Raw genomic sequence first — 14,567 nt, 5'->3', positions numbered from 1 at the left:
CTAGTCCGGCTTCTGAAGATATTGGTCATTCGCTATAGGATGCCTCACTAGTGAGAGACCACAAAGTAAACCCGCAATATAAAACAAGATCTCAATACTGTGCTGAAATCCATACTCGCCTACGCTATACAAAATAAGAAAAGCAAGGGCAAGGCTAATGATCATCCCCCGATTGCGTAAGCTGGTGTCTCGAAAAGCATTAACCAGGATTAAAAGAAGTGCTGCCGGCAGCAGCAATAGCCCAGGCAACCCAAAAGTGAGGCCTAGGTCAATCCAAGCAGAGTGCGTATACGGATGGCTTTTATATCCAGGCACATATTTGTTAATTTGATCCCGAAACGAGCGAAGAGCCCCACTTCCAATGGGCTCAAGCGTTATGACTCTCAAGCCGGCAGAAGCTAGAGACGCTCGCTCATAGGTATTGCCAGCCACTCCCTTACCATCAGCGCGGACCGGAAAACCAAGTGCTGGATCTGTCCAATGTTTATATTTATCAATCTGCACTCCTATCCTGACGTCTTCGAACAGACTTTCCCAGCCAGGATTATTTTTTATATGATTTGCCGAAACCCAAAACAGTGGAATTCCAACTACAGTAACTATCAGTAAGATGCGGCTCAATGATGCCAAGCTGATTCTTTTATTCTTACCAAAAACTACTTTTGCCATCAATGCGAGCGCACCCAAGAATACCCAAAAACCAATTAAGATTATTAGCATGCCTAAGCCAGCTTTTGCATCAAAAACAAAAACAAAAGAATAGGCGGCTATACAAATGCCCAATACAGCATAAGCCATTAAAAAATAGCTTAGTCTGAAGGATGGCGATGTTCTTTTGCCATCACTATTTGAATCTAAGGTAGTTTTCTTGTAAATATTTCCTTCATGATTGTTATTAAAATAAAAGCGGTCCACTAACAAACCAAGTAGTCCAGCAATTAACAAGGTCCCAGCCAGCACACCATGAAATTTAGCCCAATATATATAGTCCCCAAACCAATCAACGGCAAACATACTATGCTTTAGCAGCGCTTTAGGAATATATTGCCCAATCAGAAATACAAAACTCATGAATAAGCCAAGCCAAAGGATTGGCGTAAAGCGACTATCGCGATTTAATGCAAGACCAGTGGCTGACCCAATCAAAACTGCTACAAATGCTCTTAACCAAGTACTTCTCAACTCGCCCCATTGTTGGTCTGGATTTTGTGAAAAAAAGATGTAATGGGCAACGACCCATAAAAACATGATCCCAATGAGCGCAATAGCGATCCAAGTCAGCATAGTGTTTTTTAGAGGCGCTGGCTTAGCTATCGGTGCAGCTGCTGGCACAGCTTTATTTTTTGCAAACTCATTCCACCAGTAAGCAATAGCTAGCAATCCTCCGATAGCAAGTAATATATTTCTGAGCGCAATTGTATTCATCGTTGCCCATATCCCAAGCAACACTGAGCTAGTGATGATGAGTAGTAAGCCAATCTTATCGAGGCTAGAGGTATTTTTCATGTATTACGCTGGCTTGTGAATGATGGTGCCGTTTGCTAAAACAATAAGGAATTTGCTATTTTACAATCCAGCTACCTTATATCCATATTAGGGTTGCTAGAAAAGCTTGAGAGATAACTTGGCACGAAGGTATCTTCTTCGCATTTTCCATCTAAACTGCAATTTATGAATGATTTTGTCGGCTAATTGCGTTCTTTGATCCAGTTGAAGGCTTTGCAATAGGTCATAGGTATCTAAGCCCCCCAAGTACTCAGAGGGCAGCATGTCTAGAAATTGTCCTAATTCATCATCGCCCAACATCTTGCCAAAGTTAAAAAACCCATGGAAACCAAAGGCATCGTGCCACGGGGTTCGCTCTACTGCAAATTGCTCAGCAATCTCTACCGGTGCAAACTGGATTTGGCAGTCATTTTCTAAGAACGCCTTATTGTCAATGCAGATACAAACATCCTCAGGATGCCTTTTCATAAATTGTGGCAGCTTCATGGCATTTAACAACTTAATGGAGCGCAATGAGAAACCGCCATTACCGACTGGCGTTGCGGGATGATGGGGCCAGACCGGTCCAATGTAGTCGTAGTCTAGGAATGCATTGCTCCATAAAGCGGGGTTGGTAATAAAGCTATCCCACTGAATGATGAGTACATGGCTTCCTACAACATACTGATCTAAACCCGTTAGCAAAAACTCTGAATAGTCTTTGGTAGTTCGAATGGGTGGTGCTTGCACATAGTTAATTCCTGCTTTGCGCTCTTTGACTAAATCCAAGTTTGTTACCAAGACAATCTTTGCAAACTGCGTACCAACAAGACACTTTTCAATAGCCCAGTGCGCTAGCTCAGGATCGCGTGTTTCAACGCAAAGCAGAGTGACCGTAGGTAAATGGAGCATGTCGCCTTATTTACATTCAAATAAATCGGAGAAGCAAAGACAGCTTAAATTGGGTCTTTTTAAGCACCCGCTTTATAGAGCGCCAAACCCGCGATGGGATGCTCTTGCTTGATGGACCATAGTCGCCCCAGCTTTCCCAATTGGACTGATAGACCACACCTAAGTAATCGTGTGCCAATATCTTCTCGGAATATCCTAGAATCTGGTCAGCCCACAATTGATGCTCATAGTGATAATGCCGAAACAATTGCTCACGCGGATAAATCGGAATCGCACGATAGGTAGTTAAAGATTCACCATACCAAGTGAACTCTGAGCCGCAAAGTAGTATTGCGTCCATGAAATTCATATTATTGGGAGTCAGGTAGTTTGTATCAAGAGACTCCCAGACCTTCCTACTCCACAAAAATGGGGCATAACCAAAATCATAAGTAATGCCCTTGCGCCCCAATACCGCTTGAATAGGTTCGCGGTCTGCTAAAAAGTGCTGGCGGATTTTCTGAGGGCCAAAACGCTCGGTCGACTGCAGCATATCGCGCCCCTCATGAATTACCGAATAAGGTACATCATCTTGAACAATAAAATCACTTTCATTAAAGTCTCGGATGAACACACAATCTGAGTCTAAGACCAAATAGTTCTCTGCTATCCCAAGCCTCCAAAACTCAGATTTGATGACCTGTTGCCTTAAGCCTCCGCGGATTTGATACAACTTATCGATATCCAACTTAGGATTGGCATTGAAAATATCTCGCTCGTCAAATACCAATACATCAAGCCCTACTAAGTGCGAGGTAAATAAATCCACATCATCACTAGGCACTGAAATATAAAACGGGATACTGCCCTTATTGTGCTTACGAATACTCTGGGCCAGCTTGACTGTTCTGAGTAAGTCTTTACGAAAGGTGCAGCAATACAAAACAATATTGAGCATATTTATCGATTCATCACTAAGGAGTGTATTTGGTTGATGTCATGTACTTTATCAAGAATGCATTGGGCTGCCTGATCTACCCCAATTGGCATCCACTTGGGCTCTATGAGTTGCTGATTACGCCAATCAAGCCAAATACGCTCTAAGGCACGGTTGACCTCGGCTTCGCTCTCAGCATGGCTTATATAAGCCCCCCGCTCCTCTAGCATGGCATCTAACTGAGGGTTACGATGACTTAAGGCCCAAATAGGTCTGCCTGTCCAGAGATACTCATAAAACTTCGACGGAATGTACTCTGCGCACCATTCATCCGTTCCGTGTAACAAGATCAGCACATCGGCTGCTTGCATTGCTTGCATGACTCGCTCGCGCCCACTTTTACCAGTAAGGGAATCTTTCTCTAGCCTACCATGTGCGATCAGCAGATCATCAATGCCATTTTGGCTACATTCATTAATTGCGTCTTTACTCAGCTCATCTAGTGGTGCGCCATACGCATGTATCTGTATCTGGCCTCTAGCCTTAGGATGATGTTGAGTTAAGTGATTTACTGCTTTCAGAATCGTCGAGAGCGATCTGTCTTTGGCAAGTGAACCAAAGTGGCATAAATGCAATTTGTTACTGTATTGGTGGGCTTGGACTATTTTTTCTGCGCTTTGCTTATCTGCACTTTGCTCTTCTGTACTGTGCTTTTCTACGTTTTTCTCTTCTTTAGTCTGCTGCAGTGGTGGCATTGCCCCCGGTATCACCATCATGGCCACTGTATTACCGGGTTCATTTAAATTTGGATTACGTACCTTGGCGTAGTGCACCGCCCCATCGGTAAACCACCACACTAGATCTGCATATTTACAAAGCTGCTTTTCTAAATACTGCCTAAAGCGCGCATCGCGATTTATAGGCTTATCAAAACCTTGATCTTGTGGGCTCTTTCGTATGACTAACGGATCATGAATTTCTGCGATCCAAGGTAGACCTGTTTTTTTCTTAAGCCATAAAGCGGCTAAGTGTGCAGACCAAGCCCCACCAGTGGAATAGATTAAATCCACATTGTTATTACGGATTTCTTTTAAGCCATGCACATAGGCAGGCATAGCCCAAGACCACTGACTGGAGTAACCAAGAAAGAGTTTTTCTAAAGCGATAAAGGGTACCAGCAGAAAGGATACGGATCGGGTTGTCAGTTTATAAAACCACCCTCGCCCATATTGATTGGCGACCCAATGCCGAAAGTCAAACCGGAAGGCTGCTGGCCCCCAGGCTAAAAATTGCCGATGGGCAATGTGCTGATCTTGGATGCCTGTGATCGAACTGAACACCATGGGCTTCACGCCCGCCTCAAGAAAATAAGGAATTTTGTCGGTAATGGTTTGGCTTGCTGCCCTGCCATCCATATTAAAACCATGCGACAAAATCAACCAGTGTTTTTTTTGTATTGGTTGTTGTTCTGGTTGTTGCATTGGTTGTGGCATTAGCTGTTACTTTGGGTGTTGCTTTGATTGCTGCATGAAGTGCTTAGTTACCAGCCACAATAGACATCACTGCCATACGCACAGCAATCCCGAAAGTGACTTGTTTCAGAATGACCGATTGCGCACCATCGGCGACTTTGGAATCAATCTCTACTCCCCGATTCATGGGGCCGGGGTGCATCACAATCGCATCGGGCTTGGCTAAGGCTAGGCGCTCTGGTGTCAGACCAAACTGGGCAAAGAAAGCCGCTCCCTCGGGCACCTTACCGGCTTCCATACGTTCTTTCTGAATACGTAGGGTCATCACGACATCTACACCACGTAAACCTTCTTCCATACTGTGAAAGACTTTCACCCCCAACATGTCTAAATCATTAGGCAATAAGCTCTCGGGGCCAATGACGCGTATGTCCGTACAACCCAAAGCAGTAAGTGCATGGATATTAGACTTGGCTACTCGGCTATGCACAATGTCCCCCACAATCGCTACCTTGAGTTTCGTAAAGTCTTGCTTGAAGTGCCGCATGGTGTACATATCCAGTAAACCTTGCGTAGGGTGTTGATGACTGCCATCACCCGCATTAATCACATGCACATATGGCGGAACATGATTGGCAATCTCAATAGGCGCTCTAGATACACTGTGGCGCACCACAAAGATATCGGCCTGCATGGCAATCAAGTTATCAATCGTATCAATCAGACTCTCACCTTTAGCAGTCGATGAGGTGGAGATATCTAAATTAATCACATCTGCGGATAAGCGCTTAGCCGCGATCTCAAAAGTGGTGCGTGTACGGGTAGAGTTTTCAAAGAAGAGATTAAAGACACTCTTACCCCTAAGGAGTGGTACTTTTTTTACTTCCCTAGCAGGGTCGGTCACGCTGACAAACTGCTGCGCCGTATCCAAAATATGCACAATCTGCTCTTTGAGTAAACCTTCTAAGGTAAGAAGGTGTGTTAACTCACCTGCCGCATTAAATTGATTCACAAAGGAATTTTCTGTACTCATGCTGTACGCTCCTCTAGAACAAAACGAAAGTGACTCTGCTCATCTTGCTCTAGTGCCATTATCTGGTGATCTGGCACATTTACCTGTTCGCCCACAAAGCTGGCTGCAATGGGTAATTCTCGCTTACTGCGATCCGCTAAGACCATCAGTTCAACACTAGCAGGCCTCCCAAAATCAAAGAGCTCATTTAAAGCGGCGCGCACGGTTCTGCCCGTGAGCAGCACATCATCAATCACCACGATGTGCGCACCATTAACTTCAAAAGGTAAGTGAGTTGCCATGCTTTCGGCTGAGCGCATTGCTGCCAAGCCTTTTTCAGCATAGTCGTCCCGATGAAAGGCTACATTAATCACACCATGGTGCTTTAAACCTACATCATGAGCCAGACGCTCTGCAATCCAAGCCCCTCCAATCGCCAAGCCTGCGATCTCGATTGCCGGGTTAGCAGCCAATGCGCTGCGAAGATGGGCTAGTAGCTTTTTGTACAGTAACTCGGCATCCATCTTGATATCCTGAAAGGGTTAATTTTGGTGCTAATGGATTGTTTTGCTAAGTTTGTTGCAAGAGAGCAAAACGAAACACATATTGACCCTTATTTTATTGTGCTGGCAGTGCTTCCGCTGTTTTTTATCGGGTCTTTAATATTAATTCAATCACCTCTTGAATTCGTCCCCCCATTAAAAAATACATTTGGTGACTTTTCATTCATTTTGTATTACATTATGTACAAATTTAGCTTTATTTATGTATAATGTGATACATGCCTAGTAAACCTCAGCCCATCTTTCCTTCTGAGCAAAAGATCCTCGCCAATCTAGGAGAGCGGATTAGGCTTGCTCGTTTGCGTCGTGGCATCTCAGCAGATGCTCTAGCTGAGCGATCTTCTATTTCTCGCATGACATTGCATCGCGCAGAAAAAGGGTTTCCTGCGGTGGCCATTGGAACCTATCTCAGAATCATGGCAGCACTGCAACTTCAAGATGACTTTAATTTTCTTGCCAAAGATGATTTGCTTGGACGTCGTCTACAGGATTTAGCTCTGTCAAAAGCAAGGGGGCAGGATGGCTAATCTGAATTTAGAAGTTTGGATTGATGCGGGCTTCATTGCGAAGGAGCCTGTCAAGGTCGGCTATCTAAAGCATGACCGGGGCAATGTCCGCTTTCATTATGACGATACCTGGCTATCACACCCACACCGTTTTGATATAGACCCTGATTTATCGTTAGATAAGGCTGCCTTTCATCCCAATCCAGCGCAAGGTAATTTTGGCGTTTTTCTAGACTCTTCGCCCGATCGTTGGGGACAAACCTTAATGAAACGCAGAGAGTCCATGGAGGCAAAAGACGAAGGGCGTCAGGCTCGCACGCTCTATGCATGGGACTATTTGATTGGAGTCCAAGACCAAACGAGGCAGGGTGCACTACGATTTAAATATTCTGGTGGTGATGTATTTTTAGCTTCGCATGCCTTATCCGCCCCTCCCGTAGCTCAACTAGCGGAGCTAGAAAATATCGCCCGGCAGCTAAGCGATAAAAAGCTAGATGACTTAGATAATCTGAGGAGATGGCTTAGAGTTTTGGTTGCCCCCGGAGCATCTTTAGGTGGCGCGAGACCAAAAGCCAACTTCACGGAGCATGATGGATCACTTTGGATTGCTAAATTTCCGGCAAAAGACGATGACCGGGACATTGGTGCTTGGGAAATGTTGGCTCATATGCTCGCAATACGCGCCAAAATTCAAATGATGCCAGCAAAGTTACTTCGGCTAGGCAGCGACTATAGAACCTTTGCTGTGAAGCGCTTTGATCGCATTGACGGCCAGCGGATTCATTATGCCTCGGCTATGACAATGCTTAAACAGGCGGCTAGTGATGATGCGAGCTACCTTGACATCGCTCAGTTCATCCTGACCAGAGGTGCAAGAGGTTCGATTAAGGATGATTTAGCGCAATTATTTCGTAGAGTGATTTTTAATGTGGCTATTAGCAATCGAGATGATCACTTAAGAAATCATGGTTTTGTTTTGTCACCAGATGGCTGGCGCCTCTCTCCCGCTTTTGATTTGAATCCAAATATTGATAAAGCAGAGCATGTCCTCAACTTAGACATGGGTGACAACCGCCCCTCCTTGGAAAGTGTCATTACTACAGCTCCATATTACGAATTAAGTACAGATCAAGCGGCTCTGATTGTGGATGAGGTTTTAAAGGTCACTCGCCAATGGGAAGATGTGGCAAAGCATCTAACCCTCCCAAGAGGCGAAGTAGAGCTCATGAGAGCCGTTTTTTTAACTTAAATAAAAACACCTTATGTAATGGATTAAATGATCTTCGCAATAAGGTCAGGCACCTTAATGCTAGAAATCACCAACATGACGTGAAACGCTTTAGACATAGGAGTAAATGATGACCATAGTAATTGCTACCGTGTTTACTAATAATCGCAGCCAGGCGGTCAGACTGCCTGCTAAAGCGCATTTACCCGATGAAGTTAAAAAGGTCATAGTGCGCATTCGAGGTCGCGAACGCATCATTACGCCCATTGAAAATACGTGGGATAACTTTTTCTTAAATAGCCCGACAGTATCTGATGACTTTTTGAATGAGCGCGGAGTACAAAAGCCATCTTGAGGTTCTATCTTATGACGCCAAGGCATCGCAGCACTATGGCCAAATTAAAGCTGCGTTAGAAAAAAAAGGAGAAATCATTGGAGAAAATGATATTCATATTGCAGCCCAGGCTATTGGCCAGGGCTTGATGTTGGTAAGCAACAATTTACGATAATTTAAAAGAGTTCCAAATTTAGCACTGGAAAACTGGGTGCTGTAATTTGTATTAGTCAAATTGACCTTGTTTGAGGAATTTAGTCTTGGTCGCCGTAAATATGTACGAAGCAAAGATAGCTATGAACAAATTTGGTAAAAAACCAAACCTTATTTAAGAGGCCCTGTAAAACAAACAATATGAACTCGTGACCCGGTCCACGTGTACCCATCAGATCTATATTTTATTGTGCCAGCAGCGCTGCCCCCTGTGTTTTATCAAAATAGTCAAATCCCAATTCTTTAACAAAGGGGGGATCACCAGACTAAGTAGAGCAACACACCAAAAAATGTCATGCGTCAGCAGCTTTTCTCTTATAAATGCGTAATATATTACACATTTATTGAAAAGTTATGGCACAATCATCTTATGAATTTACGTGAAATTGGACTCCAAGTGGCTCATCGCCGAACTGGTCTAGGCTTAACGCAAGAGCGCTTGGCTAAGCTTGGCAATTTGTCACGATCCACAATTCTGAATTTAGAAAATGGCACGCTGAGGGACTTGGGGGCGGCCAAACTGTTTTGTTTGCTCAATTTGCTCGGATTGGACATCACAATGCAGGGGCGGAAAAAACAGGGGGATGCCCTACAGGTGGCTAGTCAAACTGCGAGTGTCAGTTATAAAAATAAATTAAGCAGTTCGGACCTAGCAAAGTCACTGATATCAGGAAAAATAGCGGATGCTAACTTTCCGTATATGGCTTCTTTACTTGATGAGGTGCCGTTACCTATGATTGTGTTAGCAGTAGAGGCAGCAGCTAAAGTAGGGAATACTCCCCCAAAAACGATTTGGAAAAATATTGATCGATGGACTGATGAGATGCATTCACCAAGACCAGCGTGGCGGTGATCATTTATGAATAAAGTCTTAAAAGAACGTGATCTCACTCATGGTGTGTGGGAGATTCTTTTGCCACACGCACTTCGCATCATTGATGAAATTAAAAAACATGGAACGAGCGATCCATTTTGGACGTTTGGCGGTGGTACAGTGCTCATGTTGCGCTACCAACATCGTCTAAGCAAGGACATTGATATTTTTGTGCCCGATCCACAGTACCTCGGATTCGCAACACCCAGATTAAATGATGTAGCAGCTGATATTGCTTCTCAATACGTTGAGGGTCAAAATTCATACGTTAAATTAATACGCCCCGAAGGTGAAATTGATTTTGTGGCTTCACCTAATCTCACTAAGCCTGGTTATGAGAACTGGATTCTCTTAGGCAACACCATTCGTGTCGAAACTGCTGTAGAAATTGTGGCAAAAAAACTCTGGCATAGAGGAGATCAGGCTGCCGCTCGAGATTTATTTGACCTATCTTTGGTAATTGAGCGAGAGCCTGAGGAATTAAAAATGGCTGCGCCATTTTTAGTGAAGTACAAAGATCAATTTATTCAGCAAATTCAAGAAAGGTCTCATGTATTAAAGCCCCAATTTAATGAAATCGATGTTTTGACCTACAGACCGAGTTACGAAGAGGCGGTAGAAAGATCAGTGAAATTTTTAGGTAAATTGTAAAAAACGAAGTTAGAAGGTCGCCAAACAGTAAAACTCATCACCAAGCATAAATGTAAATTAGATGGTGAAAGGTAATTATCTTTTTACTGTGCAGCCAAGCGCTCCGCAAAGTACTGCTCCAAAATCAATCTAGCTGACTCTGAATCTAGGCTAAGCGTCTTTTGGCTTGGTTTTTTATTACGAAACTGCGCATCGTTTTCTAGAACGGCAGAGGTATAGCGCTCATCTACCCAGGCGACTGGGAGACCAAAGCGTCCTTGCAGTTGATTACCAAAACGGCGTGCTTTAGCGGTCATGGTATGTTCTGCACCATCAGGGTGACAAGGCAAGCCTACGACCAATTGATCGGGAGCCCATTCGGTAACGTAAGCAGCTATTTGGGCAAACCGGGCATCGTCCTGGTCAGCATTAATAGGGGCAAGGGCTTGGCTAGAGCCCGTTATCGAGTTGCCTACTGCCAAACCAATACGGCGGGTACCAAAGTCAAAGGCTAGTGCCGTAATGGGATCTATTACCTCGGGCTGCAATGCCTTAGGCTCTGCTTCAAGCATGCCCTACCTGCCCCGATAACTGAGAGGGATCAATACCCAAGGCATTCATGGCTCGCTGGTAACGCTCTTTTGCAGGAGTGGCAAAGATAATCTCCGCCATTTGCTGGCGGCTTAATTCTGCGTTCATCCAACCATTTAAGGCAATCTCTTCCTCTAACTGACCAGCACCCCAGCCCGAATAGCCCAAGGTCATCATGAAGCGATGAGGCCCACCGCCTTTAGCAACATCTTCCAAGATGTCCTTTGAAGTAGTCATGGTCAAGCCACCGGGTACCGTTAAGTAAGAGCTGTAGGCTGGACTATCAGACTCATGCAAAACAAAGCCTCGATCAACCTGAACCGGGCCCCCAAAATAAACGACTTGATCTGCAAAGGGAGTGATCTCGAGCTGTAGTTCAATTTTGTCCAGTAAACCTAATAAGGTGACCTCTGTGGGCCGATTAATAACCAGCCCCATCGCACCATGGGCATTGTGTTCAAACAGATAAATAACCGAACCCGCAAAGTTGTCGTCTAGCATGCCTGGCATTGCCAGCAAAAACTGATTGGCTAGGCACGAACCTGAAGCTTTGCTAACTTGGGAACTCGGACTCGATTTACTCGCACTCATGACATCCTATTTTACCGAAACTCCAGCTTGCCAGTCAGCCAATAGGCAGCAATACCGATGCACTCATGAATCAATGCGTTCCACTGCTCGCCACCCTCTACTAAATCAAAGCGATGCCAGCTCTGTTGCTTGCTCGTTTGGTAATCCACTAATACGGGGATCACAGCGATGTCCAGTTTGTTGGCGACTTGTAGCGAGCGCAGCATATGCCGCGCTGAGGTAATTAAGAGCCAAGGTTTTGGAGCGGTACTGTCTTTTTCACCCTTTACAAGGTTTGCATCCTTCACCGTATTTTTATCGATAGCATCAATGATCTGCTTTGTGTAAAGAAAATTCTCATACGTGTTGCGAGATTGGTTTTCATAATAGCCAGGGTGTGCGCCCAAGCCCTGCTCTTGCAGTAACTGCTTAAAGGCATCTGCCTCAGAGGGTCCTTGTGGCATTAACCTTCCGGAATACCCACTAAAGATAAATGGCAGTTCGGGGTTTTGGCGTAGCAACTCCATCGCCTTGGTCACTCGCTCCGCGGCAGAAAAAATCGAGACCTCGCCACGATCTTGTGCAATCAGGCCGCCTTCAATCGCGCCACCCAAAATAATGACTCCGCCTACTTCGGCAAGTACTGCGGGCGTTAATGGCGTCTGAGGTACAGCCTCTTCAAGTGCACGCATGCCCCATTGGGATGAAGGTAGATAACCAACAAAGAGGCCAAGACACAGTGCGATAGATAGCATACGACGCGCCAGCTGCTGTTTACGCAGAAGTAAAAACAATAATGCAAAAAATACTAAGATCAACACCCCATTGAGTGGCTCAATCAAAATGTGCACTACCTTTGATGCAAAGAAAAAAATACTATCCATATTGCCTTACTCCAGGAACGACTTAAATACAAAACGGCTACCTATTGCTAGGTAGCCGTTTTGTGTTGAACTAGGGCTTGAACGCTTTACATTCAATCTAAACGTTTTATTTCTTGGCCCAAGCAGAACACCAACCATTAGCAGCTACTTGCTTCGCACCAAACAAAGAGCAACCACCGGCAGCAGCACCTGCTTTGCCCTGATACAGAGCGCAGTTAGCACAGTTTTTAGAAGCATCTGGGGTAACAGCAACATACTTCAATGCCTTAGCTTGTGGGTCTGACTCAGACACCATTGCTTGCGCTTGAACTTTACCGTTGAGCGCCAAAGTGCAGGCACCAGCGGCGGACAAAATCATAAATTGGCGACGACTATTTTTCATACGATCTCCATAGAGTGACATTAAACAAAAATATTGAGGTAGATCATAGAACAGAGTCTTACACTTCATTGTTGCCAATGTAAGTACATGATTTTATTGATTATTTAGATGAGAATTATTCTCAAAAAATAAAATACTGTTGAGTAGCTGCAGGCTCTTACCCCTTAGTACCAGCCTTTGAGATTCATGCACTTGATCCGCTCTCTGACGTGTACCCCAGACCCTGCTTCAGGATAAGCCTTTGCACAATCAATGGCCTCTCGCTGAAAGGTCGCTATATTATTTTTAGCAGGATCTTTGTTTTTGTCTGGATATAGGGAGCAAGCAGAGAGCGTAAGGACAAGGAAAAGGGTGAGGACAAGCACCAGCAAAACACTACTGATGCTTGCGACTATTTTGCCTTTTGTCTGAACGACTGACTTCCCCATTTTTGTATCGAGTCTTTACTAGCGCTTTTCTAGCAGAGCTAAAAACTCTCTGCGCAAATTGGAATCTTTCAAGAAGGCGCCACGCATCACGCTGTTCACCATCTTTGAATCCCGGTCTTTAACACCCCGCCACTGCATACAAAAGTGATCCGCATCCATCACGATCGCTACCCCAATCGGTTTGATTTTCTTTTCGAGCATATCAGCTAATTCCACTACGGCTTCTTCTTGGATTTGGGGTCTACACATCACCCACTCAGTCAGACGCGAGTATTTAGATAAACCAATCAGTGCAGATGCTTTGCTGGGTAATACCCCAATCCAGATCCGGCCCATGATCGGACAAAAATGATGTGAGCACGCACTACGAACTGTAATAGGGCCAATAATCATGAGCTCATTTAAGCGACTGACATTAGGAAATTTGGTTAAGGTAGGTTGCTCTACATAGCGACCATTAAACACTTCCTGCACATACATCTTCGCCACACGACGACTGGTAGCTTGGGTATTGTGATCACTCTGGGTATCAATCACCAAACTCTCCAATACAGCTTGCATCTTTTCTGCGACCTCATCGACCAGACGATCTAATTCACCGGGTTGAATAAATTGAGAGATATTGTCATTGGCATGAAAGCGCGCCTTTTGCGCCTGAATACGGCGACGAATCACGACAGATAAAGGTGTGCCAGCATCAATAGTCTGCTGATCTTTTTTGGGGGATGATTTCTTAGGTGTAGCTTTTTTAGCCACCACCTTAGTTGCTGACTTGGTTGCCAGCTTCTTCACAACATGTTTTTTAATGGGCATAAGTTCTAAGGATGAAAAAAGTAACTTGCAAGGGTGTCATGATGAGTATAAAAATCTTACAAATAATTACGCAAAGACCACACTAGTGTGACCGCTAACCTGAGAACGTGAGCGTTTGCGAATCACAATATCTACATCCCGCCCCAGACGATTAAGACAATCAAGCATTTTTGCTTCGCTAATACCTCTAAACTGACCTCTTAAGAGCCCTGACAGCTTAGGTTGAGTCAGCCCCAAAAGATGTGCGGCATCAGTCTGAGTTAAATGGCGATGCTTGATGATTTCGCCAATCTTATAAGCCAGCCGAGATTTAACCAGCATCTCTTCCGCTTGAGGATCGCCAAGATCAGCATAGATATTGCCGCCACTCATTTCAACTTGATTCATTTGCAACTTCCTTTCGCATGTTGCTGAGCTATTTTCAGTCGCTCAGCAATAAGATCCATATCTGGCTTAGGGGTCTGTATACCAAAAGTTGATTTCTTTTGAAAACAGTGCAATACATACACCGCATTAGCCACTTTAACGGTATACACCGCTCTGTACGTATTTCCTAAGTGATCCTCAACAACCTCTAGGACACTTGCTCCATTAAAACCCTTTAAAGGTTTTGCTTGCGCATGCTTCTTACCGCATTGAGATAAATGCAGAGCATACCCAAAAACATCTTTTACATCTTCTGGCAAAGCCATTAAATCTTTTTTTGAAGAACCGAGCCAATAAAGCGGTTTTAAGGAGCTAATCATCCCTATAT

19 protein-coding genes are annotated in these 14,567 nt (G+C 44.5%); 6 read left to right on the top strand and 13 right to left on the bottom strand.

The annotated features are described in order from the left end of the window. From DCO16_RS01570 to pyrR, 6 genes are all read right to left on the bottom strand, one after another. Window positions 1-1,506, bottom strand: coding sequence for an O-antigen ligase family protein (locus DCO16_RS01570; protein WP_173942035.1), 1,506 nt, complete (start codon window positions 1,504-1,506; stop codon window positions 1-3). Window positions 1,507-1,602: 96 nt separating this feature from the next. Next, window positions 1,603-2,397 (bottom strand): DUF5672 family protein, encoded by a 795-nt coding sequence (locus DCO16_RS01565; RefSeq protein ID WP_173942034.1) that lies wholly within the window; start codon window positions 2,395-2,397, stop codon window positions 1,603-1,605. A gap of 16 nt (window positions 2,398-2,413) precedes the next feature. Then, window positions 2,414-3,334: a DUF6492 family protein gene (locus tag DCO16_RS01560; RefSeq protein ID WP_173942033.1), complete on the bottom strand. Its 921-nt coding sequence runs from the start codon at window positions 3,332-3,334 to the stop codon at window positions 2,414-2,416. Window positions 3,335-3,336: 2 nt separating this feature from the next. Beyond that, window positions 3,337-4,806 (bottom strand): glycosyltransferase, encoded by a 1,470-nt coding sequence (locus tag DCO16_RS01555; RefSeq protein WP_254598067.1) that lies wholly within the window; start codon window positions 4,804-4,806, stop codon window positions 3,337-3,339. Between the two features lie 43 nt (window positions 4,807-4,849). Next, window positions 4,850-5,818 (bottom strand): aspartate carbamoyltransferase catalytic subunit, encoded by a 969-nt coding sequence (locus tag DCO16_RS01550; protein WP_173942032.1) that lies wholly within the window; start codon window positions 5,816-5,818, stop codon window positions 4,850-4,852. Then, a complete protein-coding gene (gene pyrR / locus DCO16_RS01545) occupies window positions 5,815-6,321 on the bottom strand; it encodes a bifunctional pyr operon transcriptional regulator/uracil phosphoribosyltransferase PyrR (protein WP_173942031.1) in 507 nt (168 codons plus the stop codon). Before pyrR ends, DCO16_RS01550 begins: the two co-directional genes overlap by 4 nt. A 257-nt stretch (window positions 6,322-6,578) precedes the next feature. Between pyrR and DCO16_RS01540 the strand changes: the two genes are divergently transcribed. From DCO16_RS01540 to DCO16_RS01515, 6 genes are all read left to right on the top strand, one after another. Continuing rightward, window positions 6,579-6,887, top strand: a complete 309-nt coding sequence (locus DCO16_RS01540; RefSeq protein ID WP_173942030.1) for a helix-turn-helix domain-containing protein — start codon at window positions 6,579-6,581, stop codon at window positions 6,885-6,887. Then, a complete protein-coding gene (locus DCO16_RS01535; protein ID WP_173942029.1) occupies window positions 6,880-8,115 on the top strand; it encodes a type II toxin-antitoxin system HipA family toxin in 1,236 nt (411 codons plus the stop codon). The genes DCO16_RS01540 and DCO16_RS01535 overlap by 8 nt, the downstream gene beginning before the upstream one ends. A 106-nt stretch (window positions 8,116-8,221) precedes the next feature. Further along, window positions 8,222-8,449 (top strand): type II toxin-antitoxin system VapB family antitoxin, encoded by a 228-nt coding sequence (gene vapB, locus DCO16_RS01530; protein ID WP_302480377.1) that lies wholly within the window; start codon window positions 8,222-8,224, stop codon window positions 8,447-8,449. Next, window positions 8,421-8,603: a type II toxin-antitoxin system VapC family toxin gene (locus DCO16_RS01525; protein WP_173942028.1), complete on the top strand. Its 183-nt coding sequence runs from the start codon at window positions 8,421-8,423 to the stop codon at window positions 8,601-8,603. Before vapB ends, DCO16_RS01525 begins: the two co-directional genes overlap by 29 nt. 408 nt (window positions 8,604-9,011) lie before the next feature. Continuing rightward, complete coding sequence (locus DCO16_RS01520) at window positions 9,012-9,494, top strand: helix-turn-helix transcriptional regulator (protein WP_173942027.1); 483 nt, start codon at window positions 9,012-9,014, stop codon at window positions 9,492-9,494. 6 nt (window positions 9,495-9,500) lie between these two features. Continuing rightward, on the top strand, window positions 9,501-10,166 hold the full coding sequence (locus tag DCO16_RS01515) for a nucleotidyl transferase AbiEii/AbiGii toxin family protein (protein WP_173942026.1): 666 nt from the start codon (window positions 9,501-9,503) through the stop codon (window positions 10,164-10,166). Between the two features lie 83 nt (window positions 10,167-10,249). On the opposite strand, the gene ruvX is transcribed toward DCO16_RS01515, so the two are convergent. The 7 genes from ruvX to DCO16_RS01480 all read right to left on the bottom strand — a co-directional run bounded on the left by ruvX (window position 10,250) and on the right by DCO16_RS01480 (window position 14,559). Further along, the gene (ruvX, locus tag DCO16_RS01510; RefSeq protein WP_173942025.1) at window positions 10,250-10,717 is read right to left on the bottom strand and encodes a Holliday junction resolvase RuvX; all 468 of its coding nucleotides are present in this window, start codon (window positions 10,715-10,717) and stop codon (window positions 10,250-10,252) included. Then, window positions 10,710-11,327 carry a YqgE/AlgH family protein gene (locus DCO16_RS01505; protein ID WP_173942024.1) on the bottom strand — a complete coding sequence of 206 codons (618 nt, stop codon included), beginning with the start codon at window positions 11,325-11,327 and terminating at the stop codon, window positions 10,710-10,712. Before DCO16_RS01505 ends, ruvX begins: the two co-directional genes overlap by 8 nt. An 11-nt stretch (window positions 11,328-11,338) precedes the next feature. Beyond that, window positions 11,339-12,190, bottom strand: coding sequence for a YdcF family protein (locus DCO16_RS01500; protein ID WP_173942023.1), 852 nt, complete (start codon window positions 12,188-12,190; stop codon window positions 11,339-11,341). Window positions 12,191-12,296: 106 nt separating this feature from the next. Beyond that, window positions 12,297-12,572, bottom strand: coding sequence for a high-potential iron-sulfur protein (locus DCO16_RS01495; RefSeq protein WP_173942022.1), 276 nt, complete (start codon window positions 12,570-12,572; stop codon window positions 12,297-12,299). A gap of 446 nt (window positions 12,573-13,018) precedes the next feature. Next, entirely contained in the window at window positions 13,019-13,813 is a 795-nt protein-coding gene (folE, locus tag DCO16_RS01490) for a GTP cyclohydrolase I (protein ID WP_173942021.1), read from the bottom strand. A 66-nt stretch (window positions 13,814-13,879) separates the two neighbouring features. Then, window positions 13,880-14,200, bottom strand: coding sequence for a helix-turn-helix domain-containing protein (locus tag DCO16_RS01485; RefSeq protein ID WP_173942020.1), 321 nt, complete (start codon window positions 14,198-14,200; stop codon window positions 13,880-13,882). Next, the gene (locus DCO16_RS01480; protein WP_173942019.1) at window positions 14,197-14,559 is read right to left on the bottom strand and encodes a type II toxin-antitoxin system RelE/ParE family toxin; all 363 of its coding nucleotides are present in this window, start codon (window positions 14,557-14,559) and stop codon (window positions 14,197-14,199) included. The genes DCO16_RS01485 and DCO16_RS01480 overlap by 4 nt, the downstream gene beginning before the upstream one ends. Window positions 14,560-14,567 lie beyond the last annotated feature (8 nt).

Origin of the sequence: Polynucleobacter antarcticus, from assembly GCF_013307245.1 — a bacterium.
GTDB classification, from domain to species: domain Bacteria; phylum Pseudomonadota; class Gammaproteobacteria; order Burkholderiales; family Burkholderiaceae; genus Polynucleobacter; species Polynucleobacter antarcticus.
Note: the sequence above shows the minus strand (reverse complement) of the source record. Positions and strands in the feature narration are given on the sequence as shown.